The sequence below is a fragment of the Microbulbifer variabilis genome (genome assembly GCF_020524905.1).
In the GTDB taxonomy this organism is placed as follows: domain Bacteria; phylum Pseudomonadota; class Gammaproteobacteria; order Pseudomonadales; family Cellvibrionaceae; genus Microbulbifer; species Microbulbifer variabilis_A.
This window is the reverse complement of sequence record NZ_JAIVKI010000015.1, coordinates 19,474-46,101: the sequence shown is the minus strand read 5'-3', so window position 1 is coordinate 46,101 and position 26,628 is coordinate 19,474. Positions and strand designations below refer to the sequence as shown.

18 protein-coding genes are annotated in these 26,628 nt (G+C 50.8%); 10 read left to right on the top strand and 8 right to left on the bottom strand.

Annotated features, from left to right (window positions below; genetic code table 11):
• Positions 1–145 precede the first annotated feature (145 nt).
• Both LC073_RS15825 and LC073_RS15820 read left to right on the top strand, forming a co-directional pair.
• Complete coding sequence (locus LC073_RS15825) at positions 146–793, top strand: hypothetical protein (protein WP_226648290.1); 648 nt, start codon at positions 146–148, stop codon at positions 791–793.
• A 544-nt stretch (positions 794–1,337) separates the two neighbouring features.
• Positions 1,338–1,697 (top strand): hypothetical protein, encoded by a 360-nt coding sequence (locus tag LC073_RS15820; RefSeq protein ID WP_226648289.1) that lies wholly within the window; start codon positions 1,338–1,340, stop codon positions 1,695–1,697.
• Between the two features lie 514 nt (positions 1,698–2,211).
• On the opposite strand, the gene LC073_RS15815 is transcribed toward LC073_RS15820, so the two are convergent.
• The gene (locus tag LC073_RS15815) at positions 2,212–2,994 is read right to left on the bottom strand and encodes an SDR family oxidoreductase (RefSeq protein ID WP_226648288.1); all 783 of its coding nucleotides are present in this window, start codon (positions 2,992–2,994) and stop codon (positions 2,212–2,214) included.
• A 203-nt stretch (positions 2,995–3,197) separates the two neighbouring features.
• Between LC073_RS15815 and LC073_RS15810 the strand changes: the two genes are divergently transcribed.
• Positions 3,198–4,118, top strand: a complete 921-nt coding sequence (locus LC073_RS15810) for a LysR family transcriptional regulator (RefSeq protein WP_226648287.1) — start codon at positions 3,198–3,200, stop codon at positions 4,116–4,118.
• 340 nt (positions 4,119–4,458) lie between these two features.
• Here the strand turns inward: LC073_RS15810 and LC073_RS15805 are convergent, their stop codons facing one another.
• The 3 genes from LC073_RS15805 to LC073_RS15795 form a co-directional block, all read right to left on the bottom strand.
• Positions 4,459–6,129, bottom strand: a complete 1,671-nt coding sequence (locus tag LC073_RS15805; RefSeq protein WP_226648286.1) for an FMN-binding glutamate synthase family protein — start codon at positions 6,127–6,129, stop codon at positions 4,459–4,461.
• 227 nt (positions 6,130–6,356) lie between these two features.
• Positions 6,357–6,956, bottom strand: coding sequence for a short chain dehydrogenase (locus tag LC073_RS15800; protein ID WP_226648285.1), 600 nt, complete (start codon positions 6,954–6,956; stop codon positions 6,357–6,359).
• Positions 6,957–7,136: 180 nt separating this feature from the next.
• The gene (locus tag LC073_RS15795; protein WP_226648284.1) at positions 7,137–7,994 is read right to left on the bottom strand and encodes an urea transporter; all 858 of its coding nucleotides are present in this window, start codon (positions 7,992–7,994) and stop codon (positions 7,137–7,139) included.
• Between the two features lie 366 nt (positions 7,995–8,360).
• Between LC073_RS15795 and LC073_RS15790 the strand changes: the two genes are divergently transcribed.
• The 6 genes from LC073_RS15790 to LC073_RS15765 all read left to right on the top strand — a co-directional run bounded on the left by LC073_RS15790 (position 8,361) and on the right by LC073_RS15765 (position 13,569).
• Positions 8,361–9,341: a hypothetical protein gene (locus LC073_RS15790; protein WP_226648283.1), complete on the top strand. Its 981-nt coding sequence runs from the start codon at positions 8,361–8,363 to the stop codon at positions 9,339–9,341.
• A gap of 500 nt (positions 9,342–9,841) precedes the next feature.
• Positions 9,842–10,567: a thermostable hemolysin gene (locus tag LC073_RS15785; protein ID WP_226648282.1), complete on the top strand. Its 726-nt coding sequence runs from the start codon at positions 9,842–9,844 to the stop codon at positions 10,565–10,567.
• A 251-nt stretch (positions 10,568–10,818) separates the two neighbouring features.
• Positions 10,819–11,481 carry a tetratricopeptide repeat protein gene (locus tag LC073_RS15780; protein ID WP_226648281.1) on the top strand — a complete coding sequence of 221 codons (663 nt, stop codon included), beginning with the start codon at positions 10,819–10,821 and terminating at the stop codon, positions 11,479–11,481.
• A 175-nt stretch (positions 11,482–11,656) separates the two neighbouring features.
• Positions 11,657–12,043: a cupredoxin domain-containing protein gene (locus LC073_RS15775; RefSeq protein ID WP_226648280.1), complete on the top strand. Its 387-nt coding sequence runs from the start codon at positions 11,657–11,659 to the stop codon at positions 12,041–12,043.
• Positions 12,030–12,842 (top strand): FTR1 family protein, encoded by an 813-nt coding sequence (locus tag LC073_RS15770; RefSeq protein ID WP_226648279.1) that lies wholly within the window; start codon positions 12,030–12,032, stop codon positions 12,840–12,842. Before LC073_RS15775 ends, LC073_RS15770 begins: the two co-directional genes overlap by 14 nt.
• Positions 12,843–12,924: 82 nt before the next feature.
• Positions 12,925–13,569, top strand: coding sequence for a hypothetical protein (locus tag LC073_RS15765; RefSeq protein WP_226648278.1), 645 nt, complete (start codon positions 12,925–12,927; stop codon positions 13,567–13,569).
• A gap of 80 nt (positions 13,570–13,649) precedes the next feature.
• On the opposite strand, the gene LC073_RS15760 is transcribed toward LC073_RS15765, so the two are convergent.
• Both LC073_RS15760 and LC073_RS15755 read right to left on the bottom strand, forming a co-directional pair.
• Complete coding sequence (locus LC073_RS15760) at positions 13,650–15,002, bottom strand: adenylosuccinate lyase family protein (protein WP_226648277.1); 1,353 nt, start codon at positions 15,000–15,002, stop codon at positions 13,650–13,652.
• A 381-nt stretch (positions 15,003–15,383) separates the two neighbouring features.
• On the bottom strand, positions 15,384–16,013 hold the full coding sequence (locus LC073_RS15755; protein ID WP_226648276.1) for a hypothetical protein: 630 nt from the start codon (positions 16,011–16,013) through the stop codon (positions 15,384–15,386).
• Positions 16,014–16,328: 315 nt separating this feature from the next.
• On the opposite strand from LC073_RS15755, the gene LC073_RS15750 reads away from it, so the two are divergent.
• On the top strand, positions 16,329–16,922 hold the full coding sequence (locus LC073_RS15750) for a carboxymuconolactone decarboxylase family protein (protein WP_226648275.1): 594 nt from the start codon (positions 16,329–16,331) through the stop codon (positions 16,920–16,922).
• Positions 16,923–16,974: 52 nt separating this feature from the next.
• On the opposite strand, the gene LC073_RS15745 is transcribed toward LC073_RS15750, so the two are convergent.
• Together LC073_RS15745 and LC073_RS15740 are read right to left on the bottom strand one after the other, a co-directional pair.
• A complete protein-coding gene (locus LC073_RS15745; RefSeq protein ID WP_226648274.1) occupies positions 16,975–25,581 on the bottom strand; it encodes a GH36-type glycosyl hydrolase domain-containing protein in 8,607 nt (2,868 codons plus the stop codon).
• A 50-nt stretch (positions 25,582–25,631) separates the two neighbouring features.
• Positions 25,632–26,627 (bottom strand): universal stress protein, encoded by a 996-nt coding sequence (locus LC073_RS15740; protein WP_226648273.1) that lies wholly within the window; start codon positions 26,625–26,627, stop codon positions 25,632–25,634.
• Between the last annotated feature and the right edge of the window lies 1 nt (position 26,628).

The following is a 26,628-nucleotide window of genomic DNA, read 5'->3' as shown; positions in this document are numbered from 1 at the left end:
ACTTTCAAACCCCCAAACACTAGATTCGGTTATAACTCTATTTTGGCGAATAGAATCTTTTTCGGCTGTAACAACATCTAGTTTATTGATATAACGCAGATCCGGAATAAACTGCAGCCAGTCAAATAAAAAGGAAGGCTTTATCATGGTTCTAAACTTCTTTTTCACATTACTGCTTCTATTTTCCATAACTTTTATTAAGCCATCTTTTGCACAAGAGCAACTTAAGTTTTCTGACTTAAATAATCTCAAGGAAACAGAGCTGACCGAAGCAATTAAACGCCACTCAAGAGTTATTGACACATATGATATGAATGACGGGAGGATGTTAGAGTTGTCTATATCTGAGATTTTGTCAAGGCCTAACACTATTGGTGAAACCGATCTGAAAATTTTACGCAATTTTAAAGAAAGTAGAGCGGACTCACAAATCAAGTCGAATAACACTATTGATAAAGCATGCTCTTTACTGTCAATTGAAGAGAGTGATATCCATGCAGTAGCATCACTTGTAATGCGGGCTGATCGAGAAGCAGAGGACGGATTGTCTGACCACTACCGAGAAGCGTATGAAAAACTTTCTGAAAAAACGAAGTCAAACATAGAAAAATCAATAATAAACATGCAATCAACTATTCAAACTACAACGTTAGATTTAGTTGGGTTGAGCCAAGAAAGACCCAGCGATGTTCGTCGGCTTCTAAAAAAAGGATGTGAACGCCGAAGAAACAAGTCATCGTCTCGTATACCACTAGAAAATTTAGAAGGTTTTTCACCTAACAAGGAGGATTAAATCAATAGGAACTCTACTTATCAGGACCTTTATTGCTATTGCAACGCTTTTTATTGCAGTAAGCACAAGTGCTTATTCAGCCTTATGCGGAACAATGACGCAGTGGCACCCGCAATTCTATGAAGGCCATGCAGTATTTTGGACCCCAAGTGAAGAGCTAATCTATGAAACCCTTGCTTATCGTACTGTTGTCACAGGAGCGGATAGTCAAGACGCCTTCTCAGTCGGGTTTTTAGTGAACCTCCCAAATCCGGCTGGCCATGGTTACACGGTTCCAATAAGCCAAGTTCCAAAACCAATAACCATTAACGGTACGTCTCTGATCTATGCTATAGACGATAAAGGAAATTATGATCCATGGGATTCACGGCAATGTTCAAAATCATACAATTAGTATTTATTTGTTGAGGTTATAAATAGTGAGAAGGGTCATGCATGGCCTTTTTTAATCTGGGATTGCAGACTAAGTTGATAAACCATTTTAGCCCAGCAATGCAATCCCAGATTTTTTACCAGTACCCCCACGGAGTGCCATTCGATATCGGTGTTTTTCAAGACAGTCGCCTTTTTTCGTTACGCTGCGACTTGGACTCCTAACACTTCTTTCTGTTGGTTCAGTGCAACAGCACTCACTGGTTCCCAGTTTCTCGTCTCACCAGACCAGCGCGCTGGATTTTTCTCTCTCCAGGTTGTAGACCTTGTCGCGGTTGGATATAGGGCAGAACAGCGTAAACTCAACCAAACGATTATTGTGAAACAGGGAGAATTGACGCAGCTCAACAAGGACAATGATCGCTTGGCCGCTGAGCTGGCTTCAGCGCGCAAGCAGATGAGCTGCCAGGAAGATTCTCTCCGACAGTCAGATTTGTTTCACAGCGGTTCACTTCCATGCAAGAACAGCTGAATCCCCGATCAAGTTAACGCCCAACTTAAATTAAAAGCGCATGAGGGTGATTTGTTTCAGAGACAGTTGGATCACACTCAGGCGGAGCTGAAAGAAAACATGCAGAAACAAACGAGCCTGGATATTGCACTTGCCGAGACCCGGACCAGTTTGGGCCACTACAAAGCGATCTCAGAGGCTGGAGCCGACACCCCCGCGAAGCTCGAAGCTCGAAGCCCAGGCCGCAGAAAGGTCCAAGTAAAGCAGTAGCGGGCAGATTTCCTTCGCCGAGGCGACCAGCGATTGGCAGGAATCAACGAATTGGAGACGGCGTGATAAGGGATGTGTCGGAAAAAAGCTTTAGAAACAATAAGTTAATCGCATTTTGGCGAAAATTACCAGAATGCCGGTCGACCCCCAATAACGAGCTCACGTACTTCAACGGTCACCCGTGCATAGACGCCCAAGTTAAGTACTTATCCTGACGGTGTAAGTTTTGGGCACCGCTCAAAGTGGCGCTGCCCGCACCCTGGATTTAGATCTGGGCCAGGCCTCCGTCGGCAAACAGTTCGATGCCGTTGACGAAGCTGCTATCTTCCGAGGCTAGGAACAACGCTGCCTTGGCGATTTCGTTCGGCTGGCCCACGCGGCCCAGCGGCACCATATCGGCAAAGCTGCCCAGAAATCCCTGGGCGTGCTCAGTGGGCACCAGGCCGGTCAACCCGGGCGTTTCCACAGGTCCGGGACTCAGGGTATTGACGCGGATAGCACGCGGCTTGAGATCCAGTATCCAGTTGCGAGCGAAGCTTCGCACCGCCGCCTTACTGGCCGCGTAGACACTGAAGTTTTCAGTGCCGCCACTGGCGGCAGTAGAACCGGTAAGAATGATCGAAGCACCCTCGCGAAGCAGGGGCAACGCCTTCTGAACCGTGAACAGCATCCCTTTGACATTGATACCGAAAATACGGTCGAACTGTTCCTCGGTGATGGCGCCCATAGGCAGGAAATCGCCGCCACCCGCATTGGCGAAAACGATATCCAAGTGACCGGCTTTTTCTGCAATTTCTTCGTAGATGCGGTCGAGATCTTCCATTTTGGAAATATCGCCTCGAATTCCGATGGTACCCGGCCCTGCAGCAGCCACGGCCTCTTCCAGTTCTGCCTGGCGACGTCCGGTAATAAACACCGTTGCACCCTGTGCCACGAACTCCTGTGCGGTGGCTCTGCCAATACCAGTGGTTCCGCCGGTAATCAGTGCGACTTTACCTTTAAGCCTTCCGGTAATCAGTGCGACTTTACCTTTAAGCCTTTTAGTCATGATGGTTCTCCGATTGTGAATAGGCTGCGTTGGGGCTCTCGGGCGCCTTATCGAATACTCGTGCGATCACCAGTGTGTCCTCGTACAGATGTTTTCTGCCAAACCCATTTTGAACCCACACTGCGAACTATAGGGTTCAAGTAATGGACGCATAAGGTCAGAATCAGTAGGATCAGTTTCAATCAAATGGAATAGGAACTTCCGTGGAGACCCTGGGAAACCTGACTTCTTTCGTGCGCGCGGCTGAAGCGCTGAATTTCTCAGAAGCCGCCAGGCGCCTCGGTGTCTCTGCCGCTGCAGTGAGCAAGAATGTGGCCCGCTTGGAGAGTAATCTCGGCACTCGCCTGTTTCACCGCAGCACCAGACGCCTGACCCTGACCGAGGCCGGAGAGCGCTTTTACGCCGAGGTGGCCGACAGTCTCGACAACATCCAGGCCGCCATTGCCCGCCTCGATGAAGTGCGCCAAATACCCGCCGGCCGACTGCGGGTCAGTCTATCCCCCTCTTTTGGCATGACACATGTGCTGCCCCTACTGGCTGAGTTCAAACATCGTTATCCGGAAGTCGTACCTGATTGGCACTTCGAGAATCGTCGCGTCGACCTGATTGCGGAGGGGTTTGATGCCGCCATTAGCGGCGCCGTTGAGCTTGTCCCTGGCGTGGTGGCGCGGGAGCTGTTCAAGTTGCACTTGGTGGCTGTAGCCTCACCCGCATTCCTGAAAGTCAACCCGCTCCCTCAAGTCCCACACGACCTGGCCACCCTAGATGGCATCGTCGTACGCTCGACCTACAGCGGCCGATTGCGCAGCTGGACGCTGCAGCATAGCGACGGAACCACCTGTGATGTGAGCCTCAGGCCCTCGGTGATCATGAATGACCCCGAAGCCATTTGCCGCTGCGCGGTCATGGGCCTAGGGGTTACGCTGGCGCCGATGGACTGCGCCTACACCTGGCTTCAGCGGGGAGAGTTGGTGCGACTGCTGCCGGACTGGCATGTCGATCTGGGAGCGGTGGTGGTCTATTACTCCGGCCAGAAACTGCTGCCATCCAAGACCCGCGTATTTATTGACTTCCTTGTCGAGCATTTCCAGACACAGCTGGCACCACTCTTTCGCGTAGTGTGAAATTAGTGCCACAGCACGTCATTGTGAGATTAGGCCCTCTTAACTTGTTAATTTGCGTTAGAGATATTGCACGACTGCTTAGAATATTTATTCTTTCAATGTATCGAGGATTTGGACATTGGTTTAAATCCCAGTGCTGTCTACTGATTTGCGCCCTAGTGACTGACTTACGTATTTCAGTGCACGTGTATCCCCTTGAACCGGTTTGTTGCGACTGCACTCGCGATTGCGCTAAGCGCCCTTCCCCTATATGTATTAGCCAGACATTTCTCGATTCTGTTTGATGGCGATCAAAATCCCTGAGACTTAGCACAATAGGCTGGGCGCTTATAATGCCTGGTCAACTGGGTGCAAGTTCAGCTGTGTCGGCCTCGCTTTTGAAATCTCTGTTAGTCGGATCATTCTCGGTTGGATCAAAGCTGTCGGCTCGTGCCATATGCCAGGCCCGGGCATAGAAATCTCCCTCAATAGGTTCCCTGAGCAATTCTCCAGGCTTGAGGAATACGTGAATTTGCGAAAAGAGCTGTACTTCCGTGCCACCGGTGCGGCGCACCAGGTGTTTTCCCTCTAGCTGTTCTGGATGCTCTAATCCTGCGGCGGCTAACATCTCGGCCAGAGTATGAAGGGTGTTGCGGTGGAAATTATGCACCCTATCGGCCTTTTGCGGCACCACCAGGGCTCGTTGGCGCAGCTTGTCTTGGGTGGCCACCCCGGTGGGACACTTGTTAGTGTGGCAGGATTGCGACTGGATACAGCCGATTGCGAACATGAAACCGCGCGCTGAGTTGGCCCAGTCGGCCCCTATAGCCAGCACGCTGGCAATATCGAAGGCCGAGATAATCTTGCCGCTGGCACCTATCTTGATTTTGTCTCGTAGGTTCAGGCCAACCAGGGTGTTGTGGATGAACAGCAGGCCTTCGCGCAGGGGTACGCCGATATGATTGGAGAATTCCAGCGGCGCTGCTCCTGTGCCACCTTCCTTGCCGTCTACCACGATGAAATCGGGCAATATACCGCTCTGCAGCATCGCCTTTGCGATGCCCATAAACTCCCATGGGTGGCCGAGAGCCAATTTGAAACCCACTGGCTTACCACCGCTAAGTTCTCTCAGTTGTTGGATAAAGGTCAGCAACTCGAGGGGGGTGGAAAAGCTGCTGTGGCCGGACGGTGAGATGCAGTCCTCACCCTCGGGCACGCCGCGGGTGGTCGCTATCTCGGCAGTAACCTTGTGTCCGGGAAGAATGCCGCCATGGCCGGGCTTGGCGCCTTGGCTGAGTTTCAGTTCAATCATCTTGATCTGTGGGTCACAGGCCTGTGCCTTGAACCGGTCTGGATCGAAGCTGCCGTCCAGTGTCCGACAACCAAAATAACCCGAGCCTATTTCCCAAATCAGATCGCCGCCGTGCTCGCGATGGTAGGGGCTGATGCTGCCCTCCCCTGTATCGTGGGCAAAGTCGCCAAGCTTGGCTCCTTTGTTTAGGGCCCTGATGGCGTTGGCGCTGAGGGCCCCGAAGCTCATAGCGGAGATATTGAAGATCGATGCCGAATAAGGCTGGCTGCACTGAGGCCCACCTATGAGCACCCTAAAGCCCTGGTGATCCCTGACTTCCTTGGGGCTTATGGAGTGATTGATAAACTCAAAACCGGGTTCGTAAACGTTAATCAGGGTACCAAAGGGTTTAGAGGCATTCTCATTTTTTGCCCGGGCATAGACGAGGGAGCGCTGGGCCCGGGAAAAAGGTAACTTGTCATCATCCCCTTCCAGCAGGTACTGGCGTAGCTCTGGGCGGACACGTTCCACTAGATAGCGGATATTGCCCAAAATGGGATAGTTGCGGCGCACCGCGTGGTATTTCTGGACTAGATCGTAAGCTCCGAGGAGACTTAGAAGGCCGGTGATTGTGGTTACCGACCAGAGCCAGGAGTGAGAGTGAAGTAAAGGCAGACTGACGAGAGTCGTGAGTACACAACAGCCGAAAAATGCATAACGACTGAGCAGAGATAGTTTCATCATCGTATTCCGTACAGGCTATTCCTGCACTCTCTCCTTGAGAAATTCATTTTCAACCGGCCCGGGGGCAATCGTATTTACGTGGATAATCTTTGCTGTCACTTTGTTAGTACACAATTAGATCAATCTCGCCATGGAAAAGATAGTGTATCAATTAATACATAACCATCAATAAACTGTATATCATCAATACAAAAAGCCTCACGATCAACATCAGTTTTTGAGGCTTATATATAATCTGCCACATCAAAAGTCTGGCCAGTTTCACTGGATAAAACAGCATGACGATACGCTTTTGCAGTGTCCGACGCTGAGATGCCGCTGGAGCTATCCATACCCATCATATCCATGGTTTCTTTCACAAAATGTGGACTAACGGCATTTAAACGAAGCTTATGACCGAGTTCTAATGCTGTGGCTTTCACAAAGGATTCAATAGCGCCATTAACTAGGCTGAGTGCAGAACCGCCCCGCATAGGATGTTGGGCTAAAACACCAGAAGTTAAGGTGATACTGCCACCCTCACGAACATAGTCACGGCCAATCTGGAAAATATTAATTTGCCCTAATAACTTACTGTCAATAGCTGCTTTAATTTGATCAAATGTCAGCTCTTCAACTGGCGCAAAAACTGCGTTCCCTGTAGCTGAAACTACAGCATCAACTTGGCCCACCTGCTTAAACATTGCCTTGATGGATGCCCTATCCTCAATATTGATCCGGTAATCACCATTCCTGTGACCAACTTTGACAACGTCATACTCTTTAAGCTCGTCCACAACTGATTTACCAATGATACCGGTAGCGCCAATCACTACGATCTTCATGCTGCAATCTCCATAGTTTGTTGATTAAAATCTTTGGCTATTCTCGGCCATAATGGCAAAAATTGCGTCTACGGGCGCGCATCATTAGGCATAGAGAAATAAAGCTTAAATATATTCAAGTGAAAGTTGTGACTGAATCAATTCATAGACCTGGACACTTTCTTCAATCCCAATATTAAATCAATGTGAGCACTTTTTGAGCGGCAATATTGCCCAGCTTGAAATAACAAATGGCGCGGATAAAGCAATAATATCTGCCCCCATAAAGACCATTGTGATGGGAACGGTTAATAGGCTCCCTACAAGTGGAGCAAGCCAATACTTACTTTTATTGGCTAATGCAATAGCACTAAGGGATGCATTATAACCAAAGATGCCGGCAAGGATTGGTGTTGGTGGTAAGGATAGGAGCTCGGCCAGTAATGTTGCAAGTACGACACCAATTAGAGACCAAAGAGCATGGGACTTATTGGAAACGAAAATGCCAACTAAAAAACATATCCCTGTAATAGCATTATCTTGAAAGATAACCTGGCCAACACCTGCCAATATACCCCATGTTGAAAATTTTTCACTTAGGGATGTTACTGCTGGCTCTAGGCCTAGTGTTGGAGCCATTCCCCATATAACCCATATCACCAGGATATATGGGGCGGTATATGCTGGAAGGGGAATGTGAATCATCATTAAGCGCATGATTAAAACTGTTAGAGCGCTTCCTCCAATTATGAATAAAACAGTCAGTGGTGAGGGTGCATATAAAGAGAATATGACTACACCGATTAGTGCCCCATTGTATCCTAACAGCCCAGCCTTAATGTGTTTCACTGGATAATGTAAAGCAACAGCACAAATAGTCGCTGTGATAACACCAAGTGCGGTTCCAAGAGCCATGATGATTGAGTTCACTGCCACACCGAACAAGAACAAAGCTCCACTTAAAACGTTCTCTTGAAGGATGACTTGGCTAATTCCTCGGAGTAGGCTGATAAAGAAAAAACTGATCTTTGGGTATATCGATATACAGAAAGAACACATGATTTTTATACTTCGTGATTGGGCTGGAATTGAAAAGGACAGCATTTATAGCGGTCAGCGATCACTAATATCTATGGTAACCCATAATTAGAAAAAGACAGTTAAAGTGGCCCATAAGATTGCAAGACGCAACACCCCCTCATCTTCATTAATGCATAACGAATCTCAAGATGAAGTCTTTGAGGAAACACCAGAAAGCTTTAGTCGAAATAAATTGAAAAATAAATCTGCTCCAGAGTCACTCCTGAAATATTAATGTACTGCCATAAGATTAAATATTACAATATTGATCTTCTTTCCCTTAGCGTTAGACCAACAACAATAACTTCTAGCGCTGGAACATTAGGAAATCATAGGAAGGTAATCATGACAAAAATAATTAGTCGCAGCATCAGTAAGGGTGTTGAATTTTCCGTGTTGGTAGAAGACACAGCACCGGTACTCTTTCAAACAAAAGTGAAAAAATCACTTGAAAGCTGGCTGGATGAAGCACAAACCATCTTGTCTCGAGCGGAGGCAATGTGCACCACCGCCCTTGTGTCCCCCAATAAGGTTTCTGGCAAATTTAATAATTTACTTTCCTACTACTTCGGTCTTCCTACGGGTTGTCCGAGCGATAGATACCGAAGTTGTCTAAACGCGATACTCAAGCGGTTAACTAAAACTCAGATGGGTTTGAGCAACGGGGTGGAGTGTGCGGACGTGAGTATGATGCCCACCCTGGCAAAAATTCAGACTTCTGCCATGTCAGCAATAGGCCTGGGGAACCCCACAAAAAAAATGGCGGGTTTTGTGTGGGTGGACATCTTTGAAAGTGTGCCCAGGTATCTTTCTAACAATTATAAGCTGACGACGGTAGGTGGAGGGTACCTCAAGGGGGGGAGCTTTAAGACAGATTACAAGCATCCCATATGCTTGAACTTCGAAGAAATTTGGAAAAGAGGTGAAAATTTCTGCATTGTTACTTTGATACATGAGGGAACGCACAAATACGCGCAAACAGTGGATCTGGATCCCGGGTACTTCAAGGATGGAGGCATTGTAGATAAGTTAGATCAGGCAATTAGTCAGGGTGGTATGTTTATGGAAATCTATACGCAACAAGGTCTCACCCATGATCAAGCTTTCGAGCGCGTTGTAGAGCAGGCGTTAAATGGGTTACGTGGGCAAGATTCAGCGGCATCACATATGGCAAAGCTTGCTGAGGTAAAAGCGGTAGATAATGCTGATTCACTGGCATGGTTCGCCCATGATGTGGCACAACTCCCTTCTGAAGTAGAAGTTAAGAAGGTTGTGGGAGGGATTTTGGGTAATCGAAAGATACACCCAAGCCTGCTTAACCATTAAAGAAAAACCCGGGGGATAGTTCACTTAATTGCGATTCATTGAAGCTTTTCTTATCGTATTACTACAAATGGGTATCCTATCCCTAATTCAATGAACTGTTCCCCAAAATCCCAAGCACCCCTTGTTTTTCCAAAGGATGGATTTGTACGGATCTGTTTGGGGCTGTTTAACATTATGGGGCCCTTTATTTTGCGATATGGACCAGGGCTGGATGATTGTACTCATTGAGAACGCCCTAGAACTGCCAGTTGCGATGTAACTGTCTGTATGCTCCAACTGGTAACTGAAGTTAATTGGCGGCCTGGTGATGTGGCCAATGGCAGTAACATTGCAGCTCCCCCCCTTCTTCTTGTTTAGCCTATCGGTAAGGTAAGGACCCCCAAGTTGATATTGATTGTCACAGATGGCGCTGTGTCAGCCATTTCGAGTCACTCTTAAGATTCACTTAATCTTCCCCCTCTAGACTGCCTTCTATTGAATTTCCCCATGGAGACAGTGTAATGGCAGCGGAAGGTGATCGTCAGTGTGAATTACCAGGCACTACACGGCGAGAGCTGCCGGTACCTACTCATCACTTTGTGTTGGCCGCTGTTGATGACCCTGGCCGTGCAGAGATAGAAACCTATATCGCGCAGAGGTTCTCTGATATCCATGGTGCGACTATCAATAGCTATCTACCTCAACTGCTGTCGCTATATGCCAATGGTGTCCTCAGCGCCGCACTTGGATTGCGCCGGGCCGATAGTGGAACCCTCTTCCTGGAACAGTATTTGGATCGACCTGTTGAGCAACAGCTGGCCGAGGCAGCAGGACGACCAGTGGCACGTGCGGACATCGTCGAAATCGGCAACCTGGTTTCGACCTCTCGCGGTAGCAGCCGGCTGCTGTTTTTAATGCTCGCCGAACTCTTCGCTAGCGCAGGCATGACCTGGGCGATTTTTACTGCGACGCCAGAAGTACACAAACTGCTGGCCAGGCTCACCGCAGATCAGATAGTGCTGTGTACGGCCGATGGCAAACGTCTTGGAGCAGAGCTAAAAAACTGGGGAAGCTACTACGATACCTGTCCCGAGGTCACTGCGATCAACGTGACACTCGCGCGCGATGTGCTACTGCAGCAACCGCTTGTGGGGGAACTGCTACAACAGTGTGCCGCACAAGCGGAACACCTGTCACGGCTATTCATGGCAGGTGCGGTAGTTCTAGAGGGAAGCAGATGTAGTTAATTGAGAAACTGCATAACTCGGCTGCGCGACAACCACATCACTTGGATCTGGAGTCTAGGGGCCGCGATATCGCGGGGTACTACTTTTGAGTGGCGCGCATGGTAGAGACTAAATCTGATTCGCCGGAACTAGGCAATCGCAAACTAAACGTCTTCTTCGGCCCTCTTTCCTTCCTGGGGCGAGGGAATATTGGGTAAAAAATTCACTGATCCGTTAGTGCGTAAAACAAAATTGTATTTATGGAGAACCTCATGAAAAGCTTCAATATCAAATATCGTCTTAAAATTTTTGCCGCGGCTATAAGCTTGGCGGTTTCCCCTTTGCTCTGGGCCGATCCGTCGAATGATGCCGTCGTCGAGCTGCAAAAGGCGTGGGCACAGATAAAATACCAGACTCCTGAACAAGAGCAGGAAGATGCCTTTGAGGTGCTGGCGCAACAGGCCAAAACCTACACCAGCCACGATCCACAGAATGCATCCCTGTGGGTATGGCGCGGAATAATTGATGCCTCTTATGCAGGCGCGAAGGGTGGTCTGGGTGCACTATCACTGGCGAAGGCTGCCAAGGCAGACTTGGAACACGCTATTGCTATCGACGGCAGTGTACTAGACGGTGCTGCTTTCACGAGCCTAGGCTCCCTCTACTATCAGGTCCCCGGATGGCCTTTGGGCTTCGGTGATGATAAAAAGGCGGATGAGTACCTGCGCAAAGGTCTGCAATTTGGCGCTACAGACATTGATGCCAACTACTTTTACGCAGACTATCTTTTCCAGAAGAAGAACTATGCGCAGGCAATGGACTATCTGCAAAAGGCGCTGGCCGCTCCTGCGGACCCTGAGCGCCAGGTAGCAGACCAGGGGCGGCGTGGGGAGATACAGGTATTGATGACTAAGGTGCAGGAAAAGCTCCGCTAGCTGATTAACCAATGGCCGGGTTCTGCTTCGAGTTGATGACTCGAGTCCCGGCTTCGGTGAAACATTGCCGTGCGACTATTGCCTCAGATAAATAATTCTAAATTTGGATGCGGGCCCCTGGTACAGGCGCCTTATCCCATTGGACCCGCATCAATCCACGTTCATGGAGTTACTGGTGACAGAGCGTTCCCACTTTTACTGGCAGCCGCTGCTGCTGCTCACCATATTAGGTTTCTTCACCCTCTCATCATCCATCGCCCAAGCTGCGAGGCCCCAATTTGAGATAGAGATTCGTGGGCATCTTTTCTACCCATCCGAGCTCACCATCCCCGCCAATATCAAAGTCAAGTTGATTGTACACAACCAAGATCCGACTCCCGAGGAGTTCGAGAGCTACGAGTTGAACCGGGAGAAGGTGATTATGGGGGGGCAAAAGGCCGTCATTTTTATTGGCCCGCTAGCGCCGGGGGTCTATCCATTTTTTGGTGAGTTCAATCCAAAGACCGCTCAGGGGAAGATCGTCGCACAAGGATTAGGGGAAAGTTTTCGTGCTGCTGAATAGTGTGATTATTATTCTGCGTGAAGTGCTGGAGGCCGCGCTGCTACTTAGCATTCTCATGGCAATGACTCGCTTTCTACAGCTGCGTTTTCGCTGGCTTTTCTTCGCCCTGATGGTTGGGTTTTCTGGAGCGATTTTCTATGGAACCCAGCTGGCAGCGATCTCTAGCGCGTATGAAGGTGTGGGCCAGGAGCTATTGAATGCTGTCCTGCAGACCCTTGCCTATGGGCTTTTGATCATTATCACAGTACTGATGATCGTGAACCATTACAAGGTTGGGATTTCTGAGAGCTTGCTGCAAGTAGCCATGGCTACAGCGGTAGCTGCGACAGTAACTCACGAAGGATCAGAAATATTTATCTACCTGTCTGCCTTACGTTACCAGCCGGAGGCTTTTTCAAGTGTGCTGTGCGGAGCGCTACTCGGCGTAGGCATCGGCTTCAGTATCGGGGCTTTGCTTTATTATCTATTGCTTAGTTTCCCACGACGGCACGCATTGCTGGTGACCTGCGTTCTGCTGACCCTAGTGGGGGGGGCTATGTATCTCCAGGTAGCCAGGGAGTTGATCCAGGCAGATTGGCTGCCCGCTGAGGCGCCACTATGGGACACATCATGGTTGCTACCGGAGGATTCAATTACCGGGCAATTATTGTATGCACTGATTGGCTATGAGGCTACGCCATCCCCACTCGAAGTGTTTATCTATCTTGTCAGTATGTTATTGATGGCCGTGTTGTTATTAATCACCTGGTTCGTTCATAGAAAAAACAAGGTTCCCCATGTTGTTCAATTGGCTGGCTAATAGATACGGGCCTACAAAAATTCTGGCGATAGCTAATCTTTTCCTTGCTGTCGGGGCACCGCAGGCAAAAGCGGATGGCATTGTGATAGACAAGGTTTACAACCCCTATGTGCAGCCACTGGAAACGGAAATCGAGTGGCGGGCACTTGCGATGCCCGAGGACAAACAGAACAACCTCGACTCGCTGCAGCTACATCGGTTGGGGCTTGGCCACAGTTTTAGTGAGCGTTGGTTTGGCGAAGCTTATCTGATTGGTGAACGTTACGAGGGCGAGGGATTTGATATAGAAAGTATGGAGTTGGAAGTCAAACGACAACTGACCGAACAGGGTGAATATGCTGCAGACTGGGGCCTGCTATTCGAACTGGAAAAGGAGCTCAGCGTCAATAAGTGGGAGGCTGCGACAGCATTGATCGCTGCCAGAGAATCGGGCCGCTGGGTGGGCACTGCCAACTTATTTGCTATCTATGAGTGGGGCGATGATATCGACAATGAGTTTGAAACCCAGCTGCGCCTGCAGGGCCGCTACCGCTTCGCCGAGGCCTTCGAACCGGCATTGGAACTCTACGCCGGTCAGGACACGGTAGGCATTGGGCCTATGGCTAGCGGGGTGCAGCGCCTCACCGGTGCGCGCCAACTTTACTGGGAGTTCGGCTTGATCTTCGGTATTACCGATGAGAGCCCAGACCAGTCATTTCGACTGTTACTGGAATACGAATTCTATTGAGCCTGTCCTATAGCTTTCCCTGCGGATAAGCAACTTGCTCCTAAACCCCTTATGTAGGAATACCGCCAAGAAAAAAGAGGCTATAGCCCGGTTCGTTGATTGATCATTCGATCGACCATTTCTTTTGCTGAGCCGAGGTAACCAGATGGATCAGTAAGCGAAGCTATTTTCTTTGTATCCAAAACACTATTTAGCTGAGGTGTGTTTGCTAATACTTGCGCCAGGCTATCGCCTGATTCCAGGGCTTGTCTGCAGGCATCGTAGACCAGATCATGGGCAGCTTGTCTCCCCAGTTGGGGAGCGAGTGCCATCATAACGGCTTCCGACACTATCAATCCCTGTGTTAGGTCCAGATTAGCTTTCATTTTCTCTGGGTGAACTTCTAGCCCGCCCAGCATGAAAGCGGCCTGAGATAATGCGCCGGATGTAAGAGCAAAGCTTTCAGGGATAGCTATCCACTCAAGGTGCCAAGGACCTGTGGCTCGCTCAAAATCCACTGCCATTCCATCAAGCATTAATGCAGCTTTTTCCCGAACCATTTTTGAAGCAGCAATTATCAACTCGCAGGAAATTGGATTTCGCTTCTGCGGCATGGTACTCGATGAGCCGCGGTGTTCAACAAAAGGTTCTGCCACTTCAGCCATTTCTGTAGTCATCATAAGAGAGATATCTATAGATATTTTTGCCAGGCTTGCACAAATCAATGCGAGTATTTGTACAGTTTCCGCTAAGCAATCTCTAATTGAATGCCATGTAATACTGGAAACCCCAAGGTTTAACCTTTTTGCTAGTGCGTTTTGTACAGATAACCCATTCTTTCCAAGAGAAGCTAAAGTGCCCGAAGCACCCGAGAATTGCACCACCAGTACACGTGGCTTCAGCTCATGGAGCCGCTTAAGATGACGCTCAAAGCTACTAAGCCACACCGCAGCTTTATAGCCAAAAGTAATTGGGAGCGCCTGTTGTAAGTGAGTTCGCCCAGCCATCGGAGTGTCACGATATTTTTTTGCCAGAGTGACTAGAGCGTGGTTAACCTTTTTAACTTGGGTTTCTATCAGTTCTAAACCGTCGCGTATTTGCAATACAGTGGCTGTATCCATGATATCTTGGGTTGTTGCGCCCCAATGCAGATAATGCCCAGACTCTCCGGCATTGGCTGCTAACTGTTCAACCAGTGGTAATATGGGATAACCAACTATTGCTGTTTTTTCCTGTAGCTCATCTGTGTCTACTTGAAAATTTTTAATGGACTCTGCGATACCTTTATAAGCCGATTGGGGAATAATCCCGAGATCTGCCTGTACTTTTGCTAAAGCCTCCTCAACTTTAATACAGCATTCCAAATAGGCACGAAAGTTGAAAATCTTTCGCATTCGAGTATCTACAAAAGTATTGCCAAACAGTGGAGAATCGATAGGTGACAGAGGGATCATGTACCAGGCCTGCTTATTGACTTGCGCGCTGGTAACTATAGATGTCGGATATTATGGCAACAAGAGAACTCAATGGGAGTTGGGTGCCAAAATAGCCGGGTATGGCAATGGGAAATTGGCCAGATCATTCCAATACCAGATGTTCTGAACTAAGCAAAGGAGGCGTAAATTGTCACGCTTTGGCAGCGCATAGTAAACCCAGGCCTTTACATAGCCAGCCCCCTAAGGGGCACATGTCAATACAGTCCCCCTTAAAGAATTATCAAGAGCAATATCAATATAGTTTTTTAGGATTTTCTTTTCGACAATTTTCTATATGAAAGGGTATCCATGCCATCACCTGAGTCTATTTCCATTTAGTGATTGCTAGATATTGCAACCTTAAGGAATTCTATATTTTTCTGCCAGGCGATTAATATCTGCTTGAGATCTGGTATTCTTGGGGCACTTGGTCCTAAACCAGGGATTCAGGTCGCTATCACTGCCCGCTGGTAAATCTTTTAAATCAAAGCATTTATCGCCGAGTTGAACAAAGGTTCCTGTCGCTGTTGTGTACAGGGCATCACTTGATTCAAGTGGCCGAACTCTGTTGCGCTCTTGATTCAAGATTCTTTTTAGCTTCGGATCAAAAACTATAGCTTTGCTTTTTGCTCCAGATGCAGCCGGAACTTCTAAAGTAGCGTCTTTTTGAGACGGTAAGTTTTCAGGCTGGGTAATAACTGCTTGGCTTCTATGTTCACTGGTTGTTTTTCTATTCGGTGCTTTACGTTTTTGCTGAACTTTAGGCGCGGCAGGTTTTGCAGCTGCTGACAATACTTCGCCCTGCCCCTTTACTTTCGGTTTCGTAGTGGTTGCAGCCTTTTTCGGCTTGTCTGCATTGCCTGGATTTCCGGGATTATTTATTGGTGAATTCGCAGTTGGGTTTTTACCATCTAAGATGAGCTTTATTGTCGACTTATTGTTCATCTGCTTATCGGGAAGCAGCGAAGCTGGAATAACGAATAAAGCCATGTGCAGACCTAATGCTATCGCCAGGGAAATCCAAAGGCGCCACGAAATTGATGTTTCGCTACCTTTATATATTAAGGGTGTTGGCTGGAGGTCCATCTGACTTAAATATCACGTCCGTATAATGCCCCGACAACATCTCGATCAGTAAGGATCTATGGGCTTGCGAGGTAGCAGGTTTGACCGGATGTCAGCTAGAAAGTTCTTGTGGTGAATCTTCCGGTTTCTATAGGGCTATGGCTAAAACATGCTCTAAATATGAACAAGCTAGACTTTCTATCAAGTAGAGAAGAGGCTGAATCAACAAGGTATCTTTCAATGCGCATCCCCCCTATTGCTCCCGAGGATCTCAACCAAGAACAAAAGCCTCTGTACGAAGATATGTGTACTGAGATGAAAAGCTACTTTTCAGGGTTTATCAAAAATCGCAAAGATGGGGCTTTGCTTGGTCCCTGGGCGCCGGCAATTCGCTATCCAAAATTTGGTAAACCCTGGTGGGATTATGTGAAGGCAATTGCGGATAACCCTTCACTGCCAAAGACTGTACGGGAGGTTGCGATTCTGGCCACGGGAGCGCACTTTAAGGCGGGCTATGAACTCTACGCGCACTCGGCAATTGGAGAAAAGCTGCACTTGGAAGCGGATAAAATAGCCACGATCGCTGCAGGTGAGCGTCCTTCTGATTTAACCCGGGAAGAAGGCATTGCCTACAGTGTTGCGGTTTCTCTTTCTGCTGGTGGCCGCTTGCCTAGGGCTACATGGAAAATGGCTGTTGAGGTTTTTGGTGAGGATTCCGCTGCGGAATTGATTTTCCTGGTTGCCGGATACCATCAGGTCTCCGCTATTTTAAATGGCTTTGATGTCAGTATTCCCAGCGAAGAAGATCAAAAGCTCGATACCTCCCCAACCTAAAGTGCCCTGTCCAGCCTGGCTAATACAGCAGTAACGACAACAGTAACATCCCTTATTTGCTGGGGATAGTTGGTGAAGTCTTGAATAATAGGGATACCTTGTGCTCCTGGCCATCATCCTGCAGCGGAATTTTTCCGGAAGAGATTTGTTCACCATCCAGAGTTAGTGATTCGATCTCTCGCGGACAGCCCCCACAGTTGCTGACCTCGATCTCATAGCGACTGCTACCAAAGCGCAGTGACAGGTGGTAGTTGTACCAGCTTTGCGGTAGACAGGGCTCGATCACCAAATGATCGCCATCAAGAATTTTTGCCCCAAGCAATGCCTCCAGTGCACCGCGATACAACCAGCCGGAGGCGCCGGAATACCAAGTCCAACCGCCGCGCCCAACATGTGGTGGCACGCCATAAACGTCGCCTGCCAATACGTAAGGTTCGGTGCGGTAGCGCCGTACACCTTCGGCGGTATCGGTGTGGGTGATGGGATTTAAAAGATTGAAGTAATGCCAGGCCTTTTCACTTTGGCTCAGCCCGGCGGCGGCCCAAACTGCCCATGTGGCGGCGTGAGTGTACTGGCCACCGTTTTCGCGGATACCTGGCGGATAGCCTTTGATATAGCCAGGGTCCTTCTTGGTTTTGTTAAAAGGTGGCTTGAGCAACAGTATCTGCCGAGCGAGCTCGTTTACCAGATGTCGGTTAGCGGACTCCATTGCTTTGCGAGCGCGTTCAGTGGGTTCTTTTTGGGAAAGTACCGACCAGGTCTGCGCGATTAGATCAATTCTGCACTCATCGCTATCTTTAGAGCCAATCGGAGTGCCGTCATCGTAGTAAGCACGCCGATACCAGGCGCCGTCCCAGCCACTGTCCTCCACCTGCTGACGGAAGTTTTCTCCCAACAGGCGGTAGTATTCTGCCAAGGCTGAGTCGCCGATGTGATCGCATAAGGGGGCCATATCCCGGCAGACCCGCAGTAAAAACCAACCCATCCACACACTTTCACCGCGACCGGTGGTACTGATACGGCTGAAGCCATCGTTCCAGTCGCCATTGCCGATTACCGGCAGTCCATGGGGCCCTACGGCACCGGCGCGCTCAATGGCCCGGCAGCAGTGCTCGTAAAGAGATCCAGATTCGTCACTGCTTTCAAATTCGGCGTAGCGCTCGTGTTCATCTTTCCCCAGTGGAGCCCCAGCAAGGTAACTGACGGGTTCATTCAGGATTTGAAAGTCGCCGGTAGTACGAATGTACTGGGCCGTGACAAACGGTAGCCATAATAAATCGTCGGAGCATCGGGTGCGCACACCGCGTAAAGGGTTTTCGTGCCACCAGTGCAGTACATCCCCATCCTGGAACTGGCGCGATGCCGTGCGCAATATATGTTGGCGGGTCCAATCGGGGTGGGTCCACAATAGCGCCTGCACATCCTGCAACTGGTCGCGAAAACCAAAGGCGCCACTGGACTGGTAAAAACCGCTGCGTCCCCAGAGGCGGCAGGCCAGTGTCTGATAAGGCAACCAGCGATTTACCATCAGTTCAGTGGCCTTGTCGGGCACTTGCACCTGTACCGAGCCCAGATAATCCTCCCAGAACTGCTCGAATTCACTTTGTGAGTTTGCGGCCCTTTGTGGTTCACGGAATTCCCTAGCTAGGTCCAGGGCTTGAGCCCGATCTGTCCCCTCCCCCATCACGAAATAAATATGCTGGGTTTCACCAATATCCAGTTCGATATGTACCTGATAGGCGGCGCAGGGGTCACCGCCGGACTGAACCCTGCCGGATAGGCCAATACGAAACATCGCCTCTGGTGCCTGCGGGCCCCCGGCGCTGCCGATAAATTCGTGACGGTCTGTGGTTAAACCGTGGGGTGGCAGGCTGGCGGTTAGAAATGCGACGCCGGGCTTGGTGTCTGGAACAAAGGCGTTGCGGGCCAATAGTGTATGTCTCTCTGGTACGAATTCGTTGACCAGGTGTGTCCAGCTGCCGCCTCGGGTAAGTCCCAGTACCCACTCCACGTAGTAAGTTGCCGTCAACCGGCGCGGCCTGTTCCAGCCGTTTTTCAGTGTCAGGCGACCAATCTTTACCGGTGCATTTCGATCGACGGTAATACGCCAGGACTGCTCCAGGCCGTGACTGTTGTGACGGTAATCTGTGTAGCCCGCCCCATGGCGCACCTGGTAGTCAGCTTTGGCGGGACGTGGGGCCGGAGTTGGACACCAGACCTCGGCGCTCTCCTCGTCGCGAAGGTAGAGCATTTCGCCACTGGGGTCGCGCACCGGATCGTTGTTCCAGGCGGTTAGCCGGTGCTCGCCGCTGTTGCCGCTCCAGGTGCAACAGGAACCGCCCTCGGAAACCAGGCAACCAAAATCGGGATTGGCGATGACATTTACCCAGGGTGCCGGGGGGCGCTGCCCCGGTTCATCCAGATTTCCGGTTTTAAGATGCAGGATGTATTCGCGGCCATCGGCAGAGAATCCACCGAGGCCGTTATCGAATAAAAGATCGTCTGGGCGCTGTAGATTTGGCGTTGGCAATTGGGTGTAGCCTGCGGGCTGCACCGGCACGAACGGCGGCAGCGGCTGCACCTGGGCCTGCAAAGCTGTCGCGCTGTTCTCCAACTGTGTAGCCACAGAGCCGGCTGAGGAATCGAGCAGTACTCGTGCCGCAGCCAGCAGACCAATACGGTCTGACTCTGGCAGTTCCTGACCAGGCACTATCACCACCCCGCCATTCAGTTTGCGCAGAGTGCGACCGCGGATATCGGCGATCAATTCCTGAAGTCTGTCGCGGGTCTGTTGGGAATAGCCAGCGGAATCTTCATCGACGATAACCAAGTCTATAGCCAGGCCACGGCCACTCCACAGGGTGTGCGCCTGGAGAAGTGGCTCGGCGAAGTCGATCCCCTGCTCACTGCGCACCTGCACCAGGAGTATCGGGTTATCCCCGGAGATACCGCGGCTCCACAGGCAACGCTGAATATGGTGACTGCGCGCCAACACTCTGGAGGGCGCGCGCAATCCTCCCGTGGGCGCCAATACTGCGGATAACAACTCCATCATCCAATAGATATCCGCCGCGGGGATGCGCAGGTTGTGTAATTCCTGCTCCGACTGCATTCGCGCCAGCTCGTATACCCAGCGCGCCTTGGGACGCGAGCGATAGGAGCGCAGCACCGATAGTAGTTCACGACGGGACTTACTCGCGCCGGTCAGGTAGATAACTTCAATTTCAGATTGGGGTGGAATGGATATTTCCTGGGCCGAAGCGATCACCGGGTCCAGCACGGGACCTGTAGTACCGGTGAAACCGGCCAAGCCCAGTTGCAGGGCCAGGGGGCGCGCCGGTGATCCGCCGCGCCCGAGGAATCGCACCCGGTCGGTTTCCCAAGCCAACTGGTGGCTTACCCCGGAGGATACCAGTACACAGTGGGCCAGATAGATTGGCTTTTCTTCACTACTGCGGGGCCTCCGGCGATAGAGCATCACCTGCTCCTCAGGCAGGTACTGACTCTCCACGAATAGCTTGGCAAAGGCTGGATGGCGTTGATAGTCGCGCTCGGGCGCCAGCACCACCTCCGTATAATCCGCCAGTAGTAAATGGCGAGTGCGATTGCTCTCGTTTTTGATTACCAACCGGCGCGCTTCCAGATCGTGCTGAGAGCTGAGCGCTATGTGCAGACGACAGAAGAGTTCCGCCTCCCGGCGCTGGAACTCGACACTTTGCGGGGAGAAATTCGCCATGCAGTGACCGGGGTCTCCGCCGCAGGGAGCGAGGCCGACGGAGAAGAGCTCGCCACTACTCAGGTCACGGACATAGTTCCAGTGGCCCCCCTGGTGCTGGGTCGGGTCTGGTTGCCAGCGCGTCAGGGCGATATTGTGCCAATAGCTGCCACCGGCGCCATCAGCTCCCAACAACAGGGTGTGGTGTCCGTTGGACAATACGTTGTACTGTGGATAGGGGTGTCCGGGTAGTGCCGACCAGCTCTGTAGTGCCCCCTCGGCGTGGAAACTGCGCTGCAGTCCCGGTTGTTGCCAGGGCTTTAAGGCTGGTCGTGCGGTTGGCAGGCGCTCATGCAGCAACGGGGTTAAACCGGCAATACGCACATCGCTGTGAAAGCGCTGCTGCATTATGTCGTCGTGCAGATAGTTATTGATGGCCAACAGGATCATGCCCTGGTGGTGGCTCATATAAGAGCGCACTGTGCGCGCACGGCGCGGTATGGGTTTGGCGGTGCGGCCATAGTCGATGGCTTCATAAAGTCCGAACTGACCAAATCCACCCTCGGCGCGAAGCTGGCGCAGGTTCTCCATGACCGCACCGGCATCGAATGGCAGCGCCATCATGGAGGCGTAAGGCGCAATCACCAAGCGTTCACCCAAGTCGCGGCGAAAACCGATCCCCGGCACCCCAAAAGCTCGGTATTGATAGTGCAATTGGCTATCCAGCTCGTAGTAACCGGATTCGGCAATTCCCCAGGGTAATTCATAGCGGCCAGTAAATTTGCGGTGCACTTCAATGGCATTGCGACAGGCGCGCCCTATTAAGCTGTGCTCTGGAGTTTCCATAAACAGCCGCGGCATCAGGTATTCGAACAGCGTCGCACTCCAGGACATCAGCACCACCCGCCGGTGTAAATGCCGGAATGGCCGCTCCAGGTGACGCCAATGGCGTGCTGGCACATCGCCTTTGGCAATGGCGATAAAACCGGTCAGGCGAGATTCTGAAGCCAGCAGATCATAATGATTGGCATCCAGGGCGGCATCGGTGACGTTGTAACCGATGTGAAAGAGGTGCTGATCGCGATCGTAGAGGAAGGCGAAATCCATCTCCTCCACCCAATTGCGTGCCCTTAATGCCAGGTTTGTAATGTCGCGACTATAACTGGCCGCGTTTTCCTCGGCCCTTTCCAATGCGTTATATAGTTTTTCACACCAGCCGGTGTCTTCATCTGATAGATGTAGTGATTCAGAGGTAAGGTGTTTTTGCAGCTGCTGTAGTTGATGTTTTGCCGCCTTGCAGAAAGACGGCATAGTTGATAGTGAAACCGTGTTGTTTAAAGTGGCCTCTAGGGCGTGGAAACTTTCTTTAACTGGGTCCTCTCTATCACGACAAATCTTGGGCGGCGCTTGCATCAGTCGCAACCAGGGTTCCAGAGCCTCCTGGTAGCGCCGTGCGGCCACAGCGTGGCGGTGTAGTTCATCGAGCCACTGACGCAGCCGTCCGAGGTCCTCGGCACTGAAGTTCTTTTCATCGCCCTCAAGCAACGCCAGCATACGCTCCTGAAGCCAGGGCACGTCCCGCTCGTAGATATCATCAATGGTTTGCCACCAGCGGTTATGTTCCGCCCCGGCCTGCAGGCGTTGGCGAAACTGCGCTATCTGTGCGTTGATCTCGCGAATTTCATTGGGGGCGGAATCTGTATCGACAGGCTGTAAGGTTTGCGCCATGGCATCGAGGGTATCAGTGATTCCCAGTACCAGCTGGCGGCCATTCAATGGCTCTGTTTTCAGTGACTCTAAACCTGAGGCCAGTGTCAGTAAGCTCCCGGCCAGGTTGCCGCTGTCTACGGTAGAGACGTAGCGGGGATTGAGGGGATGCAGTTCACGGGTTTCATACCAATTAAGAAAGTGTCCGCGATAGCGCTCCAGCCCGCGCATTCTGTCAAAGCTGTTGTTGAGGCGTGCTAAAAGCAGGCTGAGATCAACGTAGCCAAAATCGTAGGCGCTGAGTATGGAGAGCAGGCCCAGTCCGATATTGGTGGGAGAAGTACGCCGGGCCAAGACCGCCAGCGGCTCCTCCTGGTAATTATCGGGCGGCAACCAGTGGTCGTCTGGGCCCATAAAGTGCTCGAAGAAATACCAGGTTTTTCGGCTCAATAAGCGCAACTCACGCTTATCCTCTTCGGTTAGAACCGAGGGCTCCAATAGCCGCGGCAGATTGATATGGTGCACAAGCTGTGGCGCCACTAGCCAGGCCAATAAAAACGGCGCTGCCGGCAACAGGTTGGCGGGAATCCAAAAAATCAGGCCCGCCGTTACCAACAACGCAATCGCGGGGGAAACCCACATTTCCCGCCAGCTGCCCTGTGTGGTGAGGGCGTTTCTCACCGAGTGATTGACATGTGCCGCCGAGGTCCATTGCAGTAAATAGCGGTGGGAAACATTCAGCCGGTGGAGTGTGCGTATTATCGCATCCAGCGCATTGACCGCCTGTACCGGGAGCAGAGCCAGAGACAAAAGCCAGTGCAAAAAGCGTTGCTGCAAAACCGCTGGGCCTCCTCGCAGGTGGAGGTGTGCACGGCTGGGGTCGGCGATACTCCGCCATATCATCGACAGCAGTTCCTGCCATACCGATGCAGATGACAGCACAAGTAATAGCAAGGTCCAAGCCCAAGACTGGCCCGGTAGCCAGCCGCTCCAAGCCAGCAAAAATAGAGCCAAAAGAGAGGGGGATTCCAAACTGCGGCGCAAATTATCGACGATCTGCCATCGCTGGATGGGTGGTAAAGGGTTGCTGACTTTCTCACCATTTTCGACCGGTACACGCTTGCCCAGCCAGGAAAGCAGTTGCCAGTCACCTCGAATCCAGCGGTGTGAGCGACGCAGCATGGCGAAAATATTGGGTGGGTATTGCTCATAGAACACGGCATCCGATAAGAGCCCTACGCCACCGATAGCGCCCTCTAGCAGATCGTGGCTGAGAATGGCATTTTCCGGCAAGTGGCCTACCAGGGTCTGGGAGAAAACCTTCGGATCATAAATGCCCTTTCCGGTGAATATCGCCTCGCCAAACAGATCCTGGTAAGCATCGGATACCGCGTGGGTGTAGAGATCAATAGTGCGATCACCGGAGAAAATCTGACTGAAGATAGTCCCTTCGGAACTGGCAGGATCGGTTTCCACACGGGGCTGCAGAAACCCGTAACCAGCCACCACCCGCCGGAGGTCATTGTTGACCACTGCGCGATTGAGAGGATGCGCCATGGCACCGACGAGGCGTCGCGCGGTGTCCGGTGGCATCTGGCTGTCGGCATCGAGAGTGATGACATAGCGGATGCCCTGCAGCTGTTCTCGATCGCCAAAACAGGTAGTGAAACTGTGGTCTTCACGGCCCGAAAGCAGGCGGTTGAATTCAATTAGTTTGCCACGCTTACGCTCCCAGCCCATCCAGCAATTCTCTACTGAATTCCAACGGCGTTCGCGGTGCAACAAAAGAAATGGTGATCTGCCCTCATTGGCTCTATAGCGTTCATTTAAGGATTCGATAGAGGCCCTGGCGATCTCCAGAAGTTCATCGTCCCCCTTGGCACTTTGCCCATCCGCGTCAGCAAAATCGCTTAGAACGGCGTAAACCAGATTCTCGTCACCATTGTTGAGGTAATTGATTTCCAAGCACTCAAGAATTCTTTGCATATCCTCCGCATCGGCAAACAGCACAGGCATCACCACCACGGTGCGGTACTCTTTCGGTATCCCTTTGTCGAAATCCAGCTTGGCCAGCAGGCGCGGTGGCAGGCAGTGAGTAATCAGGCCATTGACCAAGGTCAGGGCCATGCCGACCAGTGGCACCGTGGCAACTACCAGTACCAGTAACGTCAAAATAAAAGAAGCGCCACCCAAAAGCAGATAAATGGCTAAGGCGAACAGTGGCGGAAAAGAGAAAAGCGCCAGCCCAGAAAAGAAAACTTTAGAGGCTTTATGCAGTAGCCGCCCATGGATACGCTGCAAAAACCCCCGTCGATAACCCAGCACCGCTTCCAGGTGCGGCCGCCCTTCATCTATCAGGTAGTAACCCACATGCCGTGTGCGATTGCCCGGCTCCTGTTCAGTGCTCAGCTCTACCAGCTGTTGGGCTATTTGCAGCTCGCTTGCTCCACTGCCGCGAGCCAGCTTCTCAATAGCACCCCGGTATCTGTCGCGGGTTTCAAAGTCCATCCGGCTATAGGAAGCTGCTGGATCTGTGTGCAAAATCCGTTCAACACGGCTCAGAGATTCTACAAAATCCCGCCAGTTACAACTGCGTAATTCCCGCAGGCTAATGATGCCACTGGCGATACCGACACTATGTTCTTCCTCCGTACCGGTATTTCCACCCAGGGACTGATCGGAAAGTTCTGCCAAGTGTTCCAATAGGCAAAAGCGTAACAGGGCGGGCAGTGCCCAGAGTTCACCTGTGGTTAGAATACTGTCTTCCTGGTAGTGGTCTACCAGCAGGTGAATAGATTGAACATCTACAGGCTGCGAAAAATCGGTGATCAGCGCATTGGCGAGGACATGAATGCGCAGATCGATACTGCCATATTCGGCAGTGACTTGCGGTAACTGTTTCAAGTAGTTTCTAGGCAGAGACTCGCACACCAATTGCAGGGCTTCTTGTACCACATGGCGGTTATCCAGAAGCCATTCTTCGCTGCGTGTGCTTTTTTCACCCGCCTCTATTTTTGTGGCGAGATGCTGATATATTTTTTCAAAATGGGACTCCAGCTGGCGTAAATGCGCTCTAAGGCGAAAACCCCCACCGGTGCCAATAGGGATGCAATGGCGTTTGGCCAGTGTGGCTATTTCTTCAAGACGTTGCTGTTCATTGTCCTGACGGGAATGGTTGCTCGAGGATTCAGTAGTTTTTTCTACTCTCGGAGCAGTTTGCCCGGATTTTGAGCGCAAAAAGAACTTTTTTCCGTGGCCAGAGCTTTTCTTTCTCCAAAACCTCAATTTCATCGATGCGCTTCATTTCTTACCGGGTGAGTTGCATAGCGTATTTGACAAGTATCTGAGTCTGCTCCCAGGGACTGTGATTTGGGTTCCTGCAGATCCTGGAATACCAGTACTGGCAGGTTACTGTGGGACATTACGGTGTGACATATAGTGCCTGTGACTTGATGCTTGCCGGTTTGCCAGTCGTACGCGCTCATAGCGATCAAATCTACATTTTCTTTAGCGGCAGTCGTAGAAATACACTCAGAGACGTTTTGTGCAACAAGTAACAAGGGACGCACTTTAATCCCATTTTCTAATTGGCGGGCTACTTCTTCTAGATAAACTTCAGCCGCGCGCCGGTTGCATTCGACAAATTTTTCCCGCGTTGCATGCTCCTCACGCGTGATGGGCATCCGCCGAGGCATATCAGGTATAGCGATGACTTGAAGCAATATGAGTTCTACATCCTCCTCCTGCATTCGCATTAGAGATGCTACGTGACAAGCGACCCATTCAGATCGTGGGGAACCATCCATTAAGATTAAAATTCGATGATAGGTAATCTTTTCTGGAATCACAGGCGCCATGCCTGGCCGGACAACCATAAATGAACAACCCGCACCACTGAACACCTTGTGGGCAGTACTACCAAAATCAAAGCGACTGGGGCCACCGTGACCGAAAGCTGTAAATACAATCAGGTCAATATTTGAATTTTCACAATATTCGACAATTTTCTCCGCCGGACGACCCTCAACAACGGATAGCGAAACAGAAATCTCACTTTTAGAAATCTCTTCCGCCTGTTGATTCAGGTAGCTTTTCAGTTCTATCTGGCGCATGCGCCAATCTACTGGATCGATACTTTGCTCGCCCACTTGTGATTGGGATTTTTGAACATGTAAGAGGTGTATTACTGCGTCACACGCCTTTGCAATCTTCATTGCATGGGCAATGGCTTCTTCTGCGATAGCTGAGCCATCAAGTGGCAACAGGATATTTTTGAACGCCATA

What these genes read in the sequence shown, in the direction of transcription:
- LC073_RS15750 (WP_226648275.1), top strand. Translation starts at nt 16,329, where the DNA reads ATGCGCATCCCCCCTATTGCTCCCGAGGATCTCAACCAAGAACAAAAG.
- LC073_RS15790 (WP_226648283.1), top strand. Translation starts at nt 8,361, where the DNA reads ATGACAAAAATAATTAGTCGCAGCATCAGTAAGGGTGTTGAATTTTCC.
- LC073_RS15740 (WP_226648273.1), bottom strand. Translation starts at nt 26,627, where the DNA reads ATGGCGTTCAAAAATATCCTGTTGCCACTTGATGGCTCAGCTATCGCA.
- LC073_RS15780 (WP_226648281.1), top strand. Translation starts at nt 10,819, where the DNA reads ATGAAAAGCTTCAATATCAAATATCGTCTTAAAATTTTTGCCGCGGCT.
- LC073_RS15800 (WP_226648285.1), bottom strand. Translation starts at nt 6,956, where the DNA reads ATGAAGATCGTAGTGATTGGCGCTACCGGTATCATTGGTAAATCAGTT.
- LC073_RS15805 (WP_226648286.1), bottom strand. Translation starts at nt 6,129, where the DNA reads ATGAAACTATCTCTGCTCAGTCGTTATGCATTTTTCGGCTGTTGTGTA.
- LC073_RS15785 (WP_226648282.1), top strand. Translation starts at nt 9,842, where the DNA reads ATGGCAGCGGAAGGTGATCGTCAGTGTGAATTACCAGGCACTACACGG.
- LC073_RS15825 (WP_226648290.1), top strand. Translation starts at nt 146, where the DNA reads ATGGTTCTAAACTTCTTTTTCACATTACTGCTTCTATTTTCCATAACT.
- LC073_RS15815 (WP_226648288.1), bottom strand. Translation starts at nt 2,994, where the DNA reads ATGACTAAAAGGCTTAAAGGTAAAGTCGCACTGATTACCGGAAGGCTT.
- LC073_RS15795 (WP_226648284.1), bottom strand. Translation starts at nt 7,994, where the DNA reads ATGTGTTCTTTCTGTATATCGATATACCCAAAGATCAGTTTTTTCTTT.
- LC073_RS15760 (WP_226648277.1), bottom strand. Translation starts at nt 15,002, where the DNA reads ATGATCCCTCTGTCACCTATCGATTCTCCACTGTTTGGCAATACTTTT.
- LC073_RS15755 (WP_226648276.1), bottom strand. Translation starts at nt 16,013, where the DNA reads ATGGCTTTATTCGTTATTCCAGCTTCGCTGCTTCCCGATAAGCAGATG.